The sequence below is a fragment of the Streptosporangium sp. NPDC006007 genome (assembly GCF_040614315.1).
In the GTDB taxonomy this organism is placed as follows: Bacteria; Actinomycetota; Actinomycetes; order Streptosporangiales; family Streptosporangiaceae; genus Streptosporangium.
The window spans coordinates 54630-72249 of sequence record NZ_JBEXUG010000031.1; the positions used below are offsets into that span (position 1 = coordinate 54630).

Annotated in this window: 12 protein-coding genes; all 12 read right to left on the reverse strand. The window is 70.8% G+C overall.

Annotation, left to right across the window (positions count from 1 at the left end; all coding sequences use genetic code 11):
* Positions 1-45 precede the first annotated feature (45 nt).
* The 12 genes from ettA to ABZ194_RS22405 all read right to left on the reverse strand — a co-directional run bounded on the left by ettA (position 46) and on the right by ABZ194_RS22405 (position 17470).
* On the reverse strand, positions 46-1710 hold the full coding sequence (gene ettA, locus ABZ194_RS22350; protein ID WP_355598925.1) for an energy-dependent translational throttle protein EttA: 1665 nt from the start codon (positions 1708-1710) through the stop codon (positions 46-48).
* Between the two features lie 26 nt (positions 1711-1736).
* The gene (locus ABZ194_RS22355; RefSeq protein WP_355598926.1) at positions 1737-3035 is read right to left on the reverse strand and encodes a GGDEF domain-containing protein; all 1299 of its coding nucleotides are present in this window, start codon (positions 3033-3035) and stop codon (positions 1737-1739) included.
* 830 nt (positions 3036-3865) lie between these two features.
* The gene (gene ssb / locus ABZ194_RS22360; RefSeq protein ID WP_355598927.1) at positions 3866-4471 is read right to left on the reverse strand and encodes a single-stranded DNA-binding protein; all 606 of its coding nucleotides are present in this window, start codon (positions 4469-4471) and stop codon (positions 3866-3868) included.
* 138 nt (positions 4472-4609) lie between these two features.
* A complete protein-coding gene (locus tag ABZ194_RS22365; RefSeq protein WP_355598928.1) occupies positions 4610-6250 on the reverse strand; it encodes a GTPase in 1641 nt (546 codons plus the stop codon).
* The gene (locus ABZ194_RS22370; RefSeq protein WP_355598929.1) at positions 6247-9366 is read right to left on the reverse strand and encodes a GTPase; all 3120 of its coding nucleotides are present in this window, start codon (positions 9364-9366) and stop codon (positions 6247-6249) included. The genes ABZ194_RS22365 and ABZ194_RS22370 overlap by 4 nt, the downstream gene beginning before the upstream one ends.
* Entirely contained in the window at positions 9363-10595 is a 1233-nt protein-coding gene (gene cobA / locus ABZ194_RS22375) for a uroporphyrinogen-III C-methyltransferase (RefSeq protein ID WP_355598930.1), read from the reverse strand. The genes ABZ194_RS22370 and cobA overlap by 4 nt, the downstream gene beginning before the upstream one ends.
* 152 nt (positions 10596-10747) lie before the next feature.
* The gene (cobT, locus tag ABZ194_RS22380) at positions 10748-11845 is read right to left on the reverse strand and encodes a nicotinate-nucleotide--dimethylbenzimidazole phosphoribosyltransferase (protein ID WP_355598931.1); all 1098 of its coding nucleotides are present in this window, start codon (positions 11843-11845) and stop codon (positions 10748-10750) included.
* 112 nt (positions 11846-11957) lie between these two features.
* Complete coding sequence (locus ABZ194_RS22385; protein WP_355598932.1) at positions 11958-12785, reverse strand: sirohydrochlorin chelatase; 828 nt, start codon at positions 12783-12785, stop codon at positions 11958-11960.
* 138 nt (positions 12786-12923) lie between these two features.
* On the reverse strand, positions 12924-13583 hold the full coding sequence (locus ABZ194_RS22390) for an LUD domain-containing protein (RefSeq protein ID WP_355598933.1): 660 nt from the start codon (positions 13581-13583) through the stop codon (positions 12924-12926).
* Positions 13584-13624: 41 nt separating this feature from the next.
* Positions 13625-15034 carry a lactate utilization protein B gene (locus ABZ194_RS22395; protein WP_355598934.1) on the reverse strand — a complete coding sequence of 470 codons (1410 nt, stop codon included), beginning with the start codon at positions 15032-15034 and terminating at the stop codon, positions 13625-13627.
* Positions 15031-15876 carry a (Fe-S)-binding protein gene (locus tag ABZ194_RS22400; protein ID WP_355598935.1) on the reverse strand — a complete coding sequence of 282 codons (846 nt, stop codon included), beginning with the start codon at positions 15874-15876 and terminating at the stop codon, positions 15031-15033. The genes ABZ194_RS22395 and ABZ194_RS22400 overlap by 4 nt, the downstream gene beginning before the upstream one ends.
* Before the next feature lie 103 nt (positions 15877-15979).
* Positions 15980-17470: a sulfatase gene (locus tag ABZ194_RS22405; RefSeq protein ID WP_355598936.1), complete on the reverse strand. Its 1491-nt coding sequence runs from the start codon at positions 17468-17470 to the stop codon at positions 15980-15982.
* Between the last annotated feature and the right edge of the window lie 150 nt (positions 17471-17620).

Genomic DNA, 17620 nt, shown 5'->3' on the forward strand with positions numbered 1-17620 from the left:
GGGCTGCCGGAGGCCGTTGACGACTCGGTCGGCTGACGACTCGGCTCAGTCGCGGGTGAGCTTGCGGTAGGTGACCCGGTGCGGGCGGGCCGCGTCGGCCCCCAGCCGCTCGACCTTGTTCTTCTCGTAGTCGGCGAAGTTGCCCTCGAACCAGAACCAGTTCGAGTCTTCCTCCCAGGCGAGGATGTGAGTGGCGATGCGGTCGAGGAACCACCGGTCGTGCGAGGTGATGACCGCGCAGCCCGGGAAGTCCAGCAGGGCGTTCTCCAGGCTGGAGAGCGTCTCGGTGTCGAGGTCGTTGGTGGGCTCGTCGAGCAGCAGCACGTTGCCGCCCTGCTTCAGGGTCAGCGCCAGGTTGAGCCGGTTGCGCTCGCCTCCGGACAGGACGCCGGCCTTCTTCTGCTGGTCCGGGCCCTTGAAGCCGAAGGCGGCGATGTAGGCTCGCGACGGCATCTCGACCTGGCCGACCTTGATGTAGTCGAGCCCGTCGGAGACGACCTCCCAGACGTTCTTGGCCGGGTCGATGCCGCCCCGGCTCTGGTCCGCGTAGGAGATCTTGACGGTGTCGCCGACGACGATCCGCCCGTCGTCCGGGGCCTCGCTCCCGGTGATCATCCGGAACAGCGTGGTCTTGCCGACGCCGTTCGGGCCGATGACGCCGACGATGCCGTTACGCGGCAGGTCGAACGAGAGGTCGTCCATGAGGAGACGGTCCTCGAAGCCCTTGGTGAGCTTCTCGGCCCGGATGACCGTGGTGCCCAGACGCGGGCCCGGCGGGATCTGGATCTCCTCGAAGTCCAGCTTGCGGTGCTTGTCGGCCTCGGCGGCCATCTCCTCATAGCGCTGGAGACGGGCACGGCTCTTGGTCTGGCGGGCCCTGGCGTTGGAGCGGACCCACTCCAGCTCCTCCTCCAGGCGCTTCTTACGCTTGGCGTCCTTCTGGCCCTCAAGCTTGAGCCGGGCCGCCTTGGCCTCCAGGTAGGTGGAGTAGTTGCCCTCGTAGGGGTGGCAGCGGCCGCGGTCCAGCTCCAGGATCCAGTTGGCCACGTTGTCCAGGAAGTAACGGTCGTGGGTGACGGCCAGAACGGTCCCGGGGTATTTCTCCAGGTGTGACTCCAGCCACTGCACGCTCTCGGCGTCGAGGTGGTTGGTGGGCTCGTCGAGCAGGAGAAGGTCGGGCTGTTCGAGCAGCAGCTTGCAGAGCGCGACCCGGCGCCGCTCACCACCGGAGAGGAGCGTGACGTCGGCGTCCGGCGGAGGACAGCGGAGGGCGTCCATCGCCTGCTCCAGCTGGCTGTCGAGATCCCACCCGTTGCGGTGGTCAAGCGCGTCCTGCAGCTTGCCCATCTCGTTGAGCAGCTCGTCGCTGTAGTCGGTGGCCATCAGCTCGGCGATCTCGTTGAATCGGTCGAGCATGCCCTTGGTCTCGGCGACGCCCTCTTCGACGTTGCCCAGCACGGTCTTGGACTCGTTGAGGGGGGGCTCCTGCTGGAGCATGCCGACGGTGAAGCCGGGCATGAGCCGGGCATCGCCGTTGGACGGCTGCTCCAGACCCGCCATCATCCTCAGCAGCGTCGACTTTCCGGTGCCGTTGGGACCCAGAACGCCGATTTTCGCGCCCGGCAGGAACGACAGCGTCACATCGTCAAGGACGACCTTGTCACCATGCGCTTTGCGCACGCGCTGCATTGTGTAGATGTACTCCGGCATGCCTTCTAGCTTAGGCCCTGCTGGGCTTAGCTAGGGGCGGCCTCGGGGCCGGGCCGTCTGGCGGGGGGAACGGCGGTGGCGGGCAGGCAGATCCGGTCGCGGCCGAGCTCCTTGGCCCGGTAGAGGGCCAGGTCCGCAGCAGCGAGCAACTCGATCAGGTCGTCACCGTGCATGCTCATGATCGCGACACCCACGGAGATCGTCACAGTGATCATGTTGTCGTCCGCCGGGACGGCCATCCGCCCGATACGTGAGCGCAGCCGCTCGGCGACCCTGCGCGCCTCGGTCACGTCGGCCCGGGGCAGCAGGACGACGAACTCCTCACCGCCGAAGCGGCCGACCACGTCGTAGTCGCGCAGCTGGCCTCGGATGGTGTTTGCCACCCCGACCAGGACCTGGTCGCCGACCAGGTGACCGTAGGTGTCGTTGACCCGTTTGAAGTGGTCGATGTCGACGATCAGCAGGGCGAGGGTCTCACCCGTACGGCGGGCCCGGACGATCTCGGTGTCCGCCTCACGATGCCAGGCCGCGGCGTTGAGCAGGCCGGTCTTGGCGTCGGTACGGGCCGCCGCCTGCAGCTGGGCGTGGAGCAGGCTGCGCTGGAGCAGCACCACCGGAGGCAGGGCGAGCACCAGCAGGGCCAGGTTCAGCCCGCAGGCGATGGCGACGATAACGCCCAGGCAGAGCTCGACCACGTCGAGCAGCAGACTCTCGCGGTTCCACAGCACGTCCCGCCAGCGGCTGTCGGGGGCGGCGGTGTGCGCCGCGATGGCGATCAGCGCGGTGTTGAGCACGGTGAACAGGACGGCGCAGCCGATGGCGACGAGGATCGGCTCGCCGGTCCCCGCGGGGAGAACGGTCAGGTCGCCGACAAGGGCGTGGAAGAGCACCGAGGCCGCACAACCGGCCAGGCCGATCGCCGCCGAGCTGAAGACCCTCCGGTAGACGACCGTCTCACGCACCCGTTTCTGCAGCAGGATCTGGAGCGGAATGGGTGCGAGAAGCGCGTAGACCGGCGGCAGCAGCAGCGCGGCGGGCAGCCACCAGGCGGACAGCAGGTCTCGGGAGACACCGGCGGGCATGCCGAGCCTGCGGGTCGCCTCGATGCAGACGGCGCCGCAGGCCATCAGCGCGACGAAGGTGAGCAGATCATGCCAGTGGAAATCGCTGGATGCAGCGAAAAATCCGATTGCGACCAGATCCAGGGCAACGATGCCGCAAAGATAGACAACCAGCGGACGGCGCTGTCCAAGGATGGGCCACCGATCGGCCAAGGTCGTCACGGTCTCGCGTGATTTGACCGAGGTGTGACTGGGTGCCGCCATGTCGTCCCCTTCTCCGACTAACGATGTGTAACACGATAGTTGCGGAGTGTGCGCCGCGCGATGGGAACCGCTACCTTGACGGAGTGGGTCCACTCATCTGGTGGCTCACTGTTGCAAATCGCTCTCCCGGAGAGCGGACCATGTGGGAAAGGAGCAGCCATGCTGCGGGGCGTGACCTGGACCTAGGCCCTGTCCCGTAGACCTTTCTGCCTGCGATCTTCCACCTACCGCGCCCGCCCAGGCCTCGCCGTATGGCGTTGCCACCCCAACCTGCGAAAACACTCCGCAAACTTCGCGTTCGCCATGGTGTTCCGGGGATGTCCCGGCCGCCGCAGCACACTGCGGCTTCCCACCGGGGCGGGCGACGCGCCATCGGGCCGATCGGCAGGACAGGCAAGGTCTGCGGGACAGGACCTAACGGATGCTCTGGGCATCTGAAAAGGGCAAGTCCATCGGCCCGTCCCCTCGGTGCCGCCGTGCTCTTCCGGCGGGGCACCGGCCAGGCTTGGCCGATGCCCCCTCCCCTCCCCTTTCAGGTCCCTTCCGCCTTCCCGCCGGCCCCTCCCGTTTCATGCTCTCGTTTCAGCCCCTCCGGCACGTCCCTCCCCGCACATCCTTTTTCGACGCGCTCCCCTCTTCCGGCGCCTTCCGGCATCCTCCTCTCCCACACCCTCCGGTCGTCCGCCGCCCCTCCCCCTAACGCCTCCCAGCCCGTTTTTCCGGTCCCGGCAGGCCCTCCTCCTTGGCTTCATCGGGCGCGAAGACGCGACGGATGTGCCCGAGAGCACCCATCCGCGTGGATCCCGCGCCTCGGATCGTCCAAGGTCGCCTCAGGCCACCGCCCGCACCTCGGCAGGCCACGGCGTCTCGTCCTCCGCCTCCGCCTCCCCCGCGTGCTCCCCCTCCTCCACCGGCTCTCTGTTCTCCCCGTCTCCCTTGGCCCTCCCTGCCTCCCCGATCGGAGCGGGGGCCGGCGGAGAGGTCTCGGCGGAGGTCACGCCCCCCATGGCCCAGTCATGTGTCCCCCGGTCGAGCTCGGTCCGCTGGTCGCGCCCCAGCATCGGGACCGTCCCGCCCCGCTGCGGCTTGCTGAAGCTTCCCAGGCCCCAGCGCAGGTCGTGCCCGAGCGAGTTGGCCTCCACCTCGGGCATGAAACGGCGCTCCCCCTCGTGGGTGAACTCACGGATCCGCAGCCGCCCCTGCACGACAACCGGCTGACCCACGCGGACCGACTGGGCGACGTTGTCCGCGAGCCCCCGGAAACAGCGGACGCCGAAGTAGGTCGTCTCACCGTTACACCACTGCTGGGCCGCCCGGTCGAAGTAACGGCTTGTCGAGGCGACCTTGAGCGAGGTGACGCGCGAACCGTCGGGGAAGGTGTGCTGGCGCGGCGGAGCGGCGACGTTACCGGTCAGCGTGACATGGATGTCGTTCATCGTGGCCTCCCATGAGAGCGGGCGGAGTGCCCGGCTGTGGAGGACAGAGTGGCCCGTGCCACCTCGGGCACGGGCCACCGAACGACGCTCTGTGGATTACCGCGCGCTCGCGCGGCGGAGCTGTGGACAAGCGCGGGATCAGCCCCGCACACCCCGCAGCGCGGAGTAGAACTCGTTGTATCTCGCCAGCTCGTGCTCCACCGGCTCGATCACCGCTCGCGACGCCACCCCCGCCACCCTGCGGCGCATCTCCCGTTCGAGCCGGTCGCGCTCGTTGCCCGCACCGAGCATGACGAGGTTACGGCCGGCCACCGCGGTGAGCAGGCCGAGCCCCAGAACGGAGAGGATCATCAGCCCCAGCCAGGGCAGCGACGCCGCGTCGGCGAACACCGCCAGGCCCGCCGGCGGCCTCCCCGCGCCGAACACACCGTAGGCGAGAGCCGTACCGAACCAGGCGATCCCCGCCAGGAAGAACAGGACCAGCAGGTACTGCCAGACCAGGAGCAGCCGCCACCAGCCGGGAACCCGGTCCAGCCTCGGCGCGACCTCCGACAGCTCCGCGGAGAGAACCTGGGGCAGCTGGGCCGCGTGCGAGCGGGCGGCGTCCCTGATCCCGGTCTGCCACGCCTCGTGCATCCCGGCGGTGAGGCCGTCGGACAGGGCCCGCACCGCGTTGTCCACCTCGGCGGCCTGCGCGCTGACCGAACCGCCGGTGAGGCCGCGGATCTCGTCCCTGAGGTCGCCGAGGCGCAGGCTGTTGAGCGGATCGGGGCGGAGCCTGGCCAGCCAGCGGGTGTACGGCCAGCCGACCCACTCGATGGAGCGCACGCCGTACACGTTCTCCATGGCCTCACCGACGGCGGGCACACCGACCGCGTCGCAGAGCGCGTCGGTGAGACCGATCCGGCGGGCGTCGTCGATGGAGGAGGGGGGCGCCGGAGTCCCGTCGGCGGGCTCGATCTTCGTCAGGCGGAGCGCGAGCCGGTCGAGGTCGGCCGTCAGCCGCTGGACCGCGGCCCTGCGCCTGGCCACGGTCTCGGCCAGGACGGACTTGAGGTCGTCCACCCCCTCCCCGGTGATCGCGGTGGTGGTGACGATGACGGGGTTGTCGACACCCTCGCGGCGGAGCAGCCCGTCCAGGTCGGCGACGCACTCGGCCAGTTCCTCCGAGGTCAGCCGGTCGGCCTGGTTGAGCACGAAGATCGTCACTGCCTCGCTTCCGGCCAGCTCGGTCACGTAGCGCCGGTGGGTGGAGGCGTCGGCGTACTTCTGCGGGTCGAGCACCCAGACGACGAGATCGGCGACCTGGATCAGCCGGTCGGCCTCGGTGTCGGTGAGCGCCCGGATGGAGTCGTGGTCGGGCAGGTCGAGCAGGATCAGCCCGTGCAGCCGGCTCTCGCCCTTGTCCAGGGCGCTGGCCCTGGCGAAACGGTGCCGCCACTGGATCTGCAGCCAGTCGAGCAGCGGGCCCGCACCCTCCAGGCCCCAGACACAGGCGTGGGTGCGCGCCGTGGTCGGGCGGCGGACCCCGGTCGGCGACAGCTCAAGGCCGGAGACCGAGTTGAACAGCGTGGACTTGCCGCTGCCCGTACCGCCGGCGAGCGCGACCACGGTGTGGTCGGCGGAGAGCTTGAGCCTGTCACCGGCGCGGAGCAGCAGTTGCCCGGACTCGGTGAGCAACATGGGGTCGACCCTGCCCGGTCCCAGCTCCACGATCCGTGCCAGCGCGGTGAGCCTGCCGTCAAGACCTTGGCGAGTCTGGGTGGTGCCAACACTCATCGGGCGACCTCAAGGTTGTACGTTGCCTGGTAGAGGCGGGTGGCGGCGGATTCGTCGGGGATGCCCGCGCCGTCGAGGGCCTGGACGTAACGTGACGTCTCATCGTCGAACAGCGTGGCGATCCGGGCACGCAGATCACTGCGGGCCCTGGCCCCGATGGTGCGCAGCGACTCGGCGCCCAGCAGCGCGTGCACCAGCCGCTGCGGCAGCCCGCCGGTGCCGGGGCCCTTCGCCTCGGTGGAACCGTAGCCGAGCAGCCCCACCACGAAGATCAGCGCCAGTGACTCGACGTCGAACGAGACGAGCCTCGCCACCGACCGCTTGGTCACGCCCTCGGTGCGGATCAGCTCGATGATGTGGTCCTGCCAGCCGCCCACGGCCCGGCTCGTCCTGCGCAGCAGGTCGTCGGAGGCACGGCCCAGGCCCGCGGTGGCGGCCAGGGACTCCCCACCGGGACGGTGCAGCCAGCGCGAGACCGCCTCCTCGGCGGCACGCTCCGCCGCGGAGACGACGACGGACTCCAGCCCGGCCCGGAGCGCCGACTTCAGCGCGCTGAGCCGCTCGGGGGCCTGGTGGCTCGCCTTCCCGGCGAACCGGCCCGGCTTACGCAGGTGCAGGGCCCGCATGAGGTCACCCGCCCCCGCGAAGTCCTGCCAGCGCGCGAGCACCTCACCGTGCAACAGCGAGCCGTTCCTGGTCGCCTCCTCGATCTCGGCGAGCGCGGTGGCGTAGGCGGTGTCCACATCACCACGGAGATCGCTTCTGAACGCCACCTGGACCTCCAGCTGCCTGGCCAGGGCCGGAACCCGGGTGCGGAAGCTGTCCAGCGTCCCCGACAGGGTCTCCTGTACGGCCTGCGCCCGACGCTGATCGTCCACCGACAGCTCGGTCAGCCAGAGCCGGAGCTCGGTGACCTCGTGGTCGGGGAGCATGCCGTCGGTCACCCTGCTCTCGTTGACGACGAACCGGTCGACCTCTCCGAGGCCGTACTCGGCGAGCATTCTGAAGAAGTGCTTGGTGACCACCTCGCGGGATCTCGGCGGCACCCGGGACAGCACGATGGCCAGCCGGGCCCCGCGCTCCTTGGCGAGGCGGAGCAGCCGCCAGGCGGGGGCGTCGGCGTAGCGGGCCGCGGTGGTGACGAAGATCCACAGGTCTGCCGCGTCGAGCATGCGGTGGGCGATCTCGTGGTGCTCCTCGACGACCGAGTCGATGTCGGGGGTGTCGAGCAGCGCCACCCCCGGCGGGAGCCGTTCGGTGGAGACCAGCACGACGCTGCCGGGCTCCACCTTGGAGCCGGGCGCCTCCCGCCGCCGGAGGCTGCCCAGCAGGTCCCCCTCGGCGAACCATTCATGATCGTCGGGATGACAGGCGAGGACCGGGGTGCCGGTGGTCGGACGCCGCACACCGGTGGCGCTGACCGTGGCGTTGGCCAGGGTGTTGAGGAGCGTGGACTTGCCCGCACCGGTGGAACCCGCGACGACCACGAGCGCCGGCGCGACGCTCATGTGGACCCGTGGGATCACGTAGTCGTCGAGCTGGGCCAGGATCTCGCTCTGGGCCCGCCTGGCCTCCTGGGCACCGGGAAGGTCCAAGCCGAAGCCGAGGTCGGTGACGCTGTCGCGCAGGGAGGCGAGCGCGTTGGTCAGGGCCTCGGAGACCGCCTCGGGCAGCGGCACCTCCCGTACCCGGTCGATCCCCGCCCCCTCGGCCCCGCCGCCCCACTCCTCGCCGCCCTGCTCGCCGTCACCGTGCTCATCGGCGTCGAGTCCGTCGCCGTCCCCGGCAAGGACGGCGATCTCGTCCGAACCCGCATCCGTGTCTCCGGCGGAGACGTCATCTCCGTGGGAGACGTCATCTCGACCGGAGAGGCCGGGGACGCCGGGGACGCCGTCGGACATGTCGCCGGGGGCATCGGGAATGGCCCCGGGGGCGTCAGGAACGTCGTCGGGGGTGGCGCCGGAGGCGTCGCCGCCGGGACCGCCGCCCTCCGTCTCCCCTGGGGTCTCGGCCGTACCGGGCTCTCCTGGGGCCTCGGCCGTACCGGGGCCCGTGGAGAGACCGGTCGCGATCTCGGCGTCCTCGCCGGCACCCGCACGTGTCTCCGCAGAGGCCGGCCCGTCGACGGGGGCGGGGGAACCGGCCCCCTCGGGAGCGCCGGTTTCCCGAGGAGTGGTTTCCCGAGGAGTGGTTTCCTGGGCAACGGTTTCCTGAGGGGCGTCGCCCCCCTGAGGGGCCGAGTCCTCCCGGGAGGCGGCCGCCCTCCGAGAGGCGGCGGGCGCCTGGAAAGCGGCGGCTTCCCCGTCCTTGGACGACGAGGTGGAGGCGTCCTTGCCCTGAGCGGCAGCCGCCACCTCGTTCACCGACGAAATGGCCGCCTCGGCCGCCGCGCGGAAGGCCGCGAAGGCGTCGTCCGCCGGCGGAGACCCGGCGTCCTCCCCGCGGGGAACAGCGGCTCCCCCGCGTACCGGCTCGGCAACTGCTCTCAGGGGAGGGGGGGCACCTCCACCGGCCTGGGAAGGAACGGTCCTGTCCGCCTGGGCGGGGGTGACACTCCGGCCGATGTGGGCGCCGTCTCCCGAGGAGACCGTGGCCCCCTTACCGCCGGCAGTCCCGGCCTTGCCCGCGGACCCGGCCCCGGCGGACCCGCCCCCGGCAGGCCCGGTGGGGCCCTTACGAGAAGCGGCCCCGTCTCCGAGCGCGGAGGGGGTGGCGCCTCGCTCCTGGGAGGCGGTGCCTCTTCCGCCCTCGGATCGCGCGGCGTCACCTCCGCCGGAGGGGACGGCGACGTCCTTCCGCTGAGCGGCAGCCGCCACCTCGTTCACCGACGAAATGGCCGCCGCGGCCGCCGCGCGGAAGGCCGCGAAGGCGTCGTCCTCCTGTGGAGGGGCGGTGTCTTTGGCGTCGCCGGTCTCCTGCCTCTTGGGCGCGGGCGGCGAGGGGGTGGCGCGAGGGGGTGCCGTGTCATCGGGACGGATCGCACGGAAGGTGACCGTCTGCTCGCCGAGGGACTCGGCGTCGTCCGGCGCGGTGTCATCCGGCGGATCCTGGGGGGCGCCGGCGAGGCTGGAGTCGCGCTCGCTCGAATGAGTGGGTCTGTTGGCAGCCGATTTCACGGTACCCGCTCCGCTCGAACCATCTCGACCTCCTGGCCGACCTTCACGACATCGCCGACGATCACGATCGCAGGTGGCCGAATCCCAGCCGCGGTCACGCGCTCAGCTACGGTGGACAACGTAGCGTGAAGAGCTCGTTGGGTGGGAAGAGTACCGTCCTGTACCACCATTACGGGAGTTTCCGGCGAACGTCCCTCTTGTATAAGTGTTTTGGCAATCGGCTGGATTCGTTCGACCGCCATCATGAGGACCAGTGTTCCGGCGGATCTCGCCAGGTTCGACCAGTCGACGGTGGACCGGGGGTCGCCGGGCGGGACGTGCACCGAGATCACATGGAACTCCTGGCTGACGCCGCGGTGGGTCACCGGCACGTTGGCCGCGGCGGGCACGGCGACCGGGCTGGTGATGCCGGGGACCACGACGACCGGGATGCCGGCACGGGCACAGGCCAGCATCTCCTCTCCGCCCCGGCCGAAGACGAAGGGGTCGCCCCCCTTGAGCCGGACCACGAACCTGCCCTGCCTCGCATGCTCGATCAACAGCTCGTTGATCCTCTCCTGGGCCAGGTAGCGACCATAAGGGATCTTCGCGGCATCGATCAGCTCGACGTCCGGAGAGAGCTCGTCAAGCAGCGCCTGCGGGGCGAGGCGGTCGGCGACGACCACGTCGGCCTGGGCGAGCAGTTGCCGCCCCCGGACCGTGATCAGGCCGGGATCGCCGGGGCCACCGCCGACCAGCGCGACACCGACCGGTTTGGTGCGGTTCCGCCGGGCGTCGACCGTACCGTCGCGGAGCGCCTCCACGACGGCGTCCCGAATCCCGGCGGCCCGTCGGGGGTCGCCCCCGGCGGTGATCGCCACACCGATCTCACCCACTCTTCCGCCGGCGGGGGTCCAGGCGGCCGAGGCGTCCTTGTCGTCGGCCCGCACGCACCAGATCCGCTTGGCCTCGGCCTCCGCGGCGACTGCGGTGTTCACCGCGCGGTCGTCGGTGCACGCCTGGACGAGCCAGGCCCCGTCGACGTCACCGACCTGGTACGGCCTGGCCTCCCAGACCACCCGGCCGGTCGCGATGAGATCGTCGAGGGCGTGCGTGACACTCGTCGAGACGATGGTGACCAGGGCTCCGGCCTCCAGCAGCGCCGGGACCCGTCTCTGAGCGACGCGCCCACCCCCCACGACGAGCACCCGCCGCCCGGAGAGACGCAGACCGAGCAGGTAGGGCGACATGGTGACAGATCTCCCGTTCGCACTGGATTGTGAGCATGGCGTGTTAGGAGGTAAACCTACCGGCTAATACTCCGTCGTTCGTTGCTCCCGTGTTAACAACGCGCCAAGGACACCGGCCTCGGCGCACCCGCTGGGCCTAGGCCTTCCGCAGGTCAGCCCTCTTTGTCGGTGACCCCGGCGGAGTCGAAGGTCGCCACCTCGTGCATGACCCTGACGGCCGCGCAGACCAGCGGGTGAGCGAGCAGCCCCCCGGTGCCCTCGCCGAGCCGGAGTTCCAGCTCGACCAGGGGACGCAGGCCGAGGTGACCGAGCGCGACGGCGTGGCCGGGTTCGGCGGAACGGTGACCGGCCACGCAGTGGTCGACCACGTCGGGCGCCAGTGCCGCCGCGGCGAGCGCGGCCGATCCCGCGATGACCCCGTCGAGGATGACCGGCACCCGCAGGGCCGCCCCGCCCAGAATGAACCCGGCGATCGCCGCGTGTTCCAGGCCGCCGACCGCGGCCAGCGTGCCCAGCGCCGAAGGCGCGCAACCGTCCGCCCCCGGCTCACCGCTCTCCCCCGGCCGCAGGCCGTTGACCCGCAGCGCCCGCCTGACCACCTCGACCTTGCGGGCCAGGGTCTCGTCGTCGGCCCCGGTCCCCCTGCCGGTCACGACGGCCGCGTCCTGCCCGGTGAACGCGCAGATCAGAGCGGCCGAGGCGGTGGTGTTGGCGATGCCCATGTCCCCGGTGATCAGGCAGCGGGCTCCCCGGTCCACCAGGTCGCGGGCGGTCGCGATCCCCGCCTCCAGCGCGGCGACCGCCTGCCCGGCGGTCATCGCCGGGCCCAGGGACAGGTCGGCCGTGCCGTAGGCGACCTTGCTGATCGTCAGGCCCGGCGCGGGGGCGAGGTCGGCGGCCACCCCGACGTCCACGACCGTCACCGAGGCGTCGACCTGGGCCGCGAAGGCGTTGGCCACCGCACCGCCCGCGAGGAAGTTCCCGACCATCTGCGGGGTGACCTCCTGCGGCCACGGGCTGACCCCCTGGGCGTGGACGCCGTGGTCGGCCGCGAAGATCGCCAGAGCCGCCGGGACCGGGAGCGGCGGCGGGCTGACCGAGGCGGCCCCCGCCAGCCGTACCGCCACCTCCTCCAGCACGCCCAGCGCACCCCTGGGCTTGGTCAGGCTGTCCTGGTGGGCCCGCGCCTCGGCGAGGGCCGCCGGGTCGGCGGGCCGGATCGCGGCGACGGTCTGCTCAAGGATGGTCATGCCCATCAGTCTCCCGTGAAACCCCTGAAACGGTCATGTCATCCAGCACTCGAAACCATCCGGAGCGCTCATAGCGGTCATGCCGCAGCCCGGGTCACCGCGTCCGGGAGGATCACCAGACGACGCCGCTGAGCGCCTCCTCGTAGCGCTCGACGACCACATCCGCCAGCCCCTCGCAGTCACCGATGACGTCGGCGCAGCGGACGTCCAGGTCCGGATGACCGGCGGCGTAGGCCATGGCCTGGGCCCAGACCCGGTCCAGCACGCCACCGGCGAACAGCAGGTAGGGCACGACGATCACACGCTTGGCGCCGAGGCGGCGGCAGCGCTCGATGCCGCCGGGGACGCCGGGCGGGGTGAGGGAGACGAAGGCGGTCTCCACCGTCATGTACTCGTGGGCGTGGGTCTCCCAGAACAGCCGGGAGACACGGTGCACGTCGGCGTTGGTGGCCGGGGTGGTGGAGCCGTCGCCCACCAGGACCACCGCGGTCTCACCGATCTCGATGTGCTCGGGCTCGTCGTCGAACGACCCGGCGGCCGCGGGAACCAGGCGGAGGCTGGCGACCTCGGCCGCGGCGTCGGCCAGGCGCTCGGCGAGCAGCGCCAGGATGCGGGGGTCGGAGCCGAGGGGACGGCCGTGGTCGCAGGTGAGCATGGGGTGACGATCCTGCTCCCGGGCCAGCGCCGCGGGGATGTCGGTGTCGATCCGCACGTCACCGGTGAGGCTCAGCGGCAGCGCCACGATGCGATGGTGTCCCCGCGCGACCAGTGAGGCGACCGAGTCGCTGAGACGCGGCCTGGACCTGGCGATGTATCCACCGGAGACGTCGGCCGCGGTCTGGTCCAGCCGGCAGCGGAGCCGGTGGATGAACCTGCCGAACTCAACGGATCCGTTGTCATCGTGTGAGCCCTGCCCGATGAGCAGCAGCGGGGGCTTCATAGAGGGACTCCAATGACCTTGACCTGGGGTTACGCAGTCGCGACTCGCGAGGATATCCGATAATGGGAGGGCATGGACAGGTAACGAAAGCATAAATCGGATCCGATATCGCCCGAGCCGGAGCGGCCCGGCCTCCGGTCAGAGGACGATCACCACTTCCAGCGCGCGGGGGCCGTGCACGCCCTCCACCCGGTTCAGCTCGATGTCACTGGTCGCCGACGGACCGCTGATCCAGGTGAGCGGCCTGGCCGGATCGAGCCGTCCGACGGCCTCGGGCACTCCCGCCACGATCTGCCCGGCCCGCACCACGCACAGGTGGTGATCCGGCACCAGCGTCAGCGCCCGCCGCCCCTGGCCGGGGCCGGCGTCCAGCACGATCGTGCCGGTCTCCGCGATCCCCACGGCGCAGCCGGTGACCACCCCCCGCGCCGCGTCCAGCTCCGCCGCGCTCAACGGCGGATCGTCGATGATCGACTCCTCGGGGGTCCATTCGGGGGGCAGCCCGTCCGGGACGACGGGCCGGATGATCCCCCACCGGGTCAGCGCCGCCGCGATCGCCCTGGCCACGCCGTCCTCCCCCACCACGTGCACGACGGCCCGGTAGTCGGCCACCCGCTCCGCGAACAGCTCCGCCACGCCGGCCTCGGCGCCCGCCGCGCCGGACGGTGCGCGGTGGGCGCGGGTGATCTCGACGTCCGGCGCCGAGGCCACCGCGGCGCGGATCCTCGACAGGATCAGCTCCCTGCTCGTCACGGCCGTGCCCCTCCCGAGCAGGTCCTGCGGGGCCGGTCCGGTCATCCGGGGGCGCGATTCCGGCTCCCGGTCGCCCGCGCCGCCGTTCAACGGGCACCCCCGTCGGTACGGCCCCACCAGTCACGGAAGGACTCGGGGGGAATGTCGGGGATGTCACGGGTGTCGGTCCAGGCGGAGAGCGAGCCCGGCAGGCGCCGGGGAGCGAACCGGCGCAGCCGGGCCCCCAGCCGTTCGGCACGTCCCAGCCGCCCCGGATCGCCGAGCACCCAGCCGACGGCGCGCATGCCCAGGCGCTCGGCCCGTGGATGAGGTGCCCTGCCCCGCAGGTGGACCAGGACCTCGGGGATGTCGATCGCCACCGGGCAGGCGTCGAAGCAGGCACCGCAGAGCGTCGATGCATACGGCAGGGAGGCGTCCAGCTCCGAGGTCATACCGCGCAACTGCGGGGTGAGGATCGCGCCGATCGGGCCGGAGTAGACCGAGCCGTAGGCGTGACCTCCGGCGCGCTCGTAGACGGGACAGACGTTCAGGCAGGCCGAGCAGCGGATGCAGCGCAACGCCTGCCGGCCGACCTCGTCGGCGAGGACCCCGGTGCGGCCGTTGTCGAGCAGGACGAGGTGGAACTCCTGCCCCTCGACCGCGCCGGTCCAGGTGGAGGTGTAGGGGTTCATCCGCTCGCCGGTGGAGCTCCTGGGCAGCAGCTGGAGGAAGACCTCCAGGTCCCGCCAGCCCGGCAGCACCTTCTCGATGCCGACCACGCTGATCAGCGTCTCGGGCAGGGTCAGGCACATCCGGCCGTTGCCCTCGGACTCCAGCACCACCAGCGTGCCGGTCTCAGCGATCATGAAGTTCGCGCCGGAGATCGCGACCTTGGTGGACAGGAAGCGTTCTCGCAGGTGGATCCGGGCTGCCTCGGCCAGGGCGGCCGGATCGTCGGTCAGCCCGTCGGGGGCCGCACGTCCCCAGGCGGCCATCCTCCGCCGGAAGATCTCGCGGATCTCCGCGCGGTTACGGTGGATCGCGGGGACCAGGATGTGCGAGGGCAGGTCGTCGCCGAGCTGCACGATCAGCTCGGCCAGGTCGGTCTCGTAGGCGGTGACGCCCTCGGCGGCGAGCGCCTCGTTGAGGCCGATCTCCTGGGTGGCCATCGACTTGACCTTGACCACGCTGGTCTCCCCGGTCGCCTTGACCAGCCCGGCCACGATCCGATTGGCCTCCTGGGCGTCGGCCGCCCAGTGCACGTGACCGCCCGCCCCGGTGACGGCCTCCTCCAGCTGGAGCAGGTAGCGGTCCAGGTTGCGCAGGGTGTGGTCCTTGATCTGTCTCCCCGCGGTCCGCAGCTCCGCCCAGTCGGGCAGCTCGGCGACCGCGGAGGCCCGCTTGCCGCGGATCGTGTGCGTGGCCCTGCGAAGGTTGAACCTGAGCTGGGAGTCCTGTACGGCCGCCGCCGCGTTCACCGGGAAGGCCGGCATGCCGAGGAAGGTGACGCCGGTCATCGGGCGGGCTCCGTGGCTGCGAGGATCTCGGCGAGATGCATGGCACGGACCCCGGCACACTGGCGGCTGAGGGTGCCGCCGATGTGCATCAGGCAGGAGTTGTCCGCGGCGCAGAGCACCTCGGCACCGGTGGTCGCGACGTTGTGCACCTTGTCGGCGCACATGGCGGCGGAGATCGCCGGGTTCTTCACCGCGAAGGTGCCACCGAAGCCGCAGCACTCGTCGGCGTCGGGCAGCGGGACCAGCTCCAGACCCCTGACCTGCTCCAGCAGCCGGGCGGGGCGGTCTCCCAGGCGCAGGCCACGCAGGGAGTGACAGGTCGGATGGTAGGTCACCCGGTGCGGGAAGTAGGCGCCGACATCGGTGACTCCCAGAACGTCCACCAGGAATTCGGAGAGTTCGTACACCCTGGGCGCCGTCTCGGCGACCGCGTCGGCGAATGAGCCGGCCGTGCCGGCGGAGACCGTCGTGCCCGCGGGGACACCTCCGCCGGAGGAGGAACCGGAGGAGCCTGCGAGGGAGGCGGCGGGGGAAACGGTGGAGGGGGCGGCGCCGAGACCGAGATCGCGGGCCAGCTTCGGATACTGCTCGCGGACCATCGCGGCACATGATCCGGACGGCGTGACGACCGCGTCGTATCCGGCGAAGACGTCCACGAAGTGCCGGGCCAGCCGCCCGCCCTCCCGGGGGTAACCGGTGTTGACGTGCATCTGGCCGCAGCAGGTCTGGGCCAGGGGAAACTCGACGGCGCAGCCGAGGCGGCGCAGCAGTGTCACGACCGCCCGCCCGGTGCCGGGGAACAGCGTGTCGTTCACACACGTGATGAACAGGGCGACGCGCACGGCGCTCCTTCCGCCATCTGGTCAGGCCACTGTACGAGCCGCGACGCCCGCCTCCGTCCGGGGCACCGGTCTGCCGGTCGTGACCGGCGCCCCGGAGCCGGTGTCACGAGCGCCGTGGGACGGAGGTCGGGGCCGGGAGGACGAATGTGGGCGGCTGGACGGAGTCGGCGGAGCGGCAGGTCGGCCCGGAGCAGGCCACCAGCGCGTCGAGCTGCTGGTTGAACTGGGCGATCACCGCGGGCGAGACCCTGGCGGCGAGGTTGGAGAGCTGGTAGGGGTCGGTGAACACGTCGTAGAGCTGGTACTCGCCGGTCGAGTAGCGGACGAAGGTGTACCGGGCCGTCCGCATGCCCTGGTAGGCGGGGACCGGCGTCTGGCGGGCCGAGCTCGGGTTGAGCGGACGGTAGAACTCCAGCAGCACGTTCTGGCGCCAGGAGGACGGGGTCTGGCCGCGCAGCAGCGGGAGCAGGGATCGGCCCTCGGCGAAGCCGGGGAGCCGGGCTCCGGCGAGCTGGGCGAAGGTCGGGGCGATGTCCACGGTGGCGGCCATGTCGCCGACGAGTCCACCGGCCCGCACACCAGGCCCCCGGACCAGGAACGGCACCCTGATCGACTCGTCGAACGGGGTCGTCTTGCCCTGGGCAAGACGGTGCTGGCCCAGGTGGAACCCGTTATCGGAGGTGAAGAAAAGGTAGGTGTTATCAAGCTTCCCGGTGACACGCAGGGTCTCGATCAGGGAGCCGACCATGTCGTCCACCCCGAGCATGGCCCTCAGTCTGCGGCGGTAACGCTCGTCGATGCCCTCGATCGTCCGGTCGCTGAACCTCTCGCGTGAGCTCAGCCAGCGGGGCTCGGCGCTCACGTCCGGCTGGTCGAAGGAAGGGGGCCTGGGGGCGGTGACGCCGGTGAAGGCGTCGCGGTACCGGGCGGCGCAGTTGGCCGGGTTGTGCGGGGCGATGGGGGCGAGATACAGGAAGAACGGCTCGTCGCCCGTCTGGGAGACGAACGCGTCGGCCTTGTGGCTGAGCACGTCGGTCAGGTAGTCGGTGTCCGCTGAGCCGTAGGCCCTCAGCAGGCCGTTCTCGTTGAGCGTGTAATCGTACTCCTTGTAGAGCCTGCGCACCGGCACGTCCCACTCGTCCCAGCCCTGTGGCACGTAGGTGGGGTCGGTCGCGCCCCCGGGGTAGTGGTTGAGGTATTTGCCCATCAGCCCGGTGCGGTAGCCGGCCGACTGCATCCAGGTGCCGAGCGTGGAACGCTCCAGTCCGGAGTTGTAGAACTTGGTGAAGCCCCCCTCGGGGGCCGTGTTGGTCAGCACGCCGTGGCTGTGAACGTACTGGGAGCGCAGAATCGTCGAGCGGGACGGGCAGCACCAGGAGTTGGTCACGAAGAACCGTTCGAAGCCGGTGCCTCCCCCGGCGAGTTCGTTCCAGATATTAGGAAATTTCCGTAGATCGCCTGCTTCCAGATCGTCGACGAGGATGAACACGATGTTGGGCCGTTCAGCCGCCCCCGCCACCGCGGGAACGAGTCCCGGAGCGCCGAGGGTACAGAGCAGAACCAGGCACAGGACCTTGCGGACAGCATTAAGCACAAGCTCACGTTTCCCAGAAGGCCGAATCTCGACACCTCCCCTCCGACCAGCCAATGTGACTCCTCCGCCCCCTAAAGAGGGCGGCTTCTCGTTAAGCCGCTTGCGTAGCGTCGCGAAGGGCAAGCCCTGCCCTGAGGATGTTGATCGCCG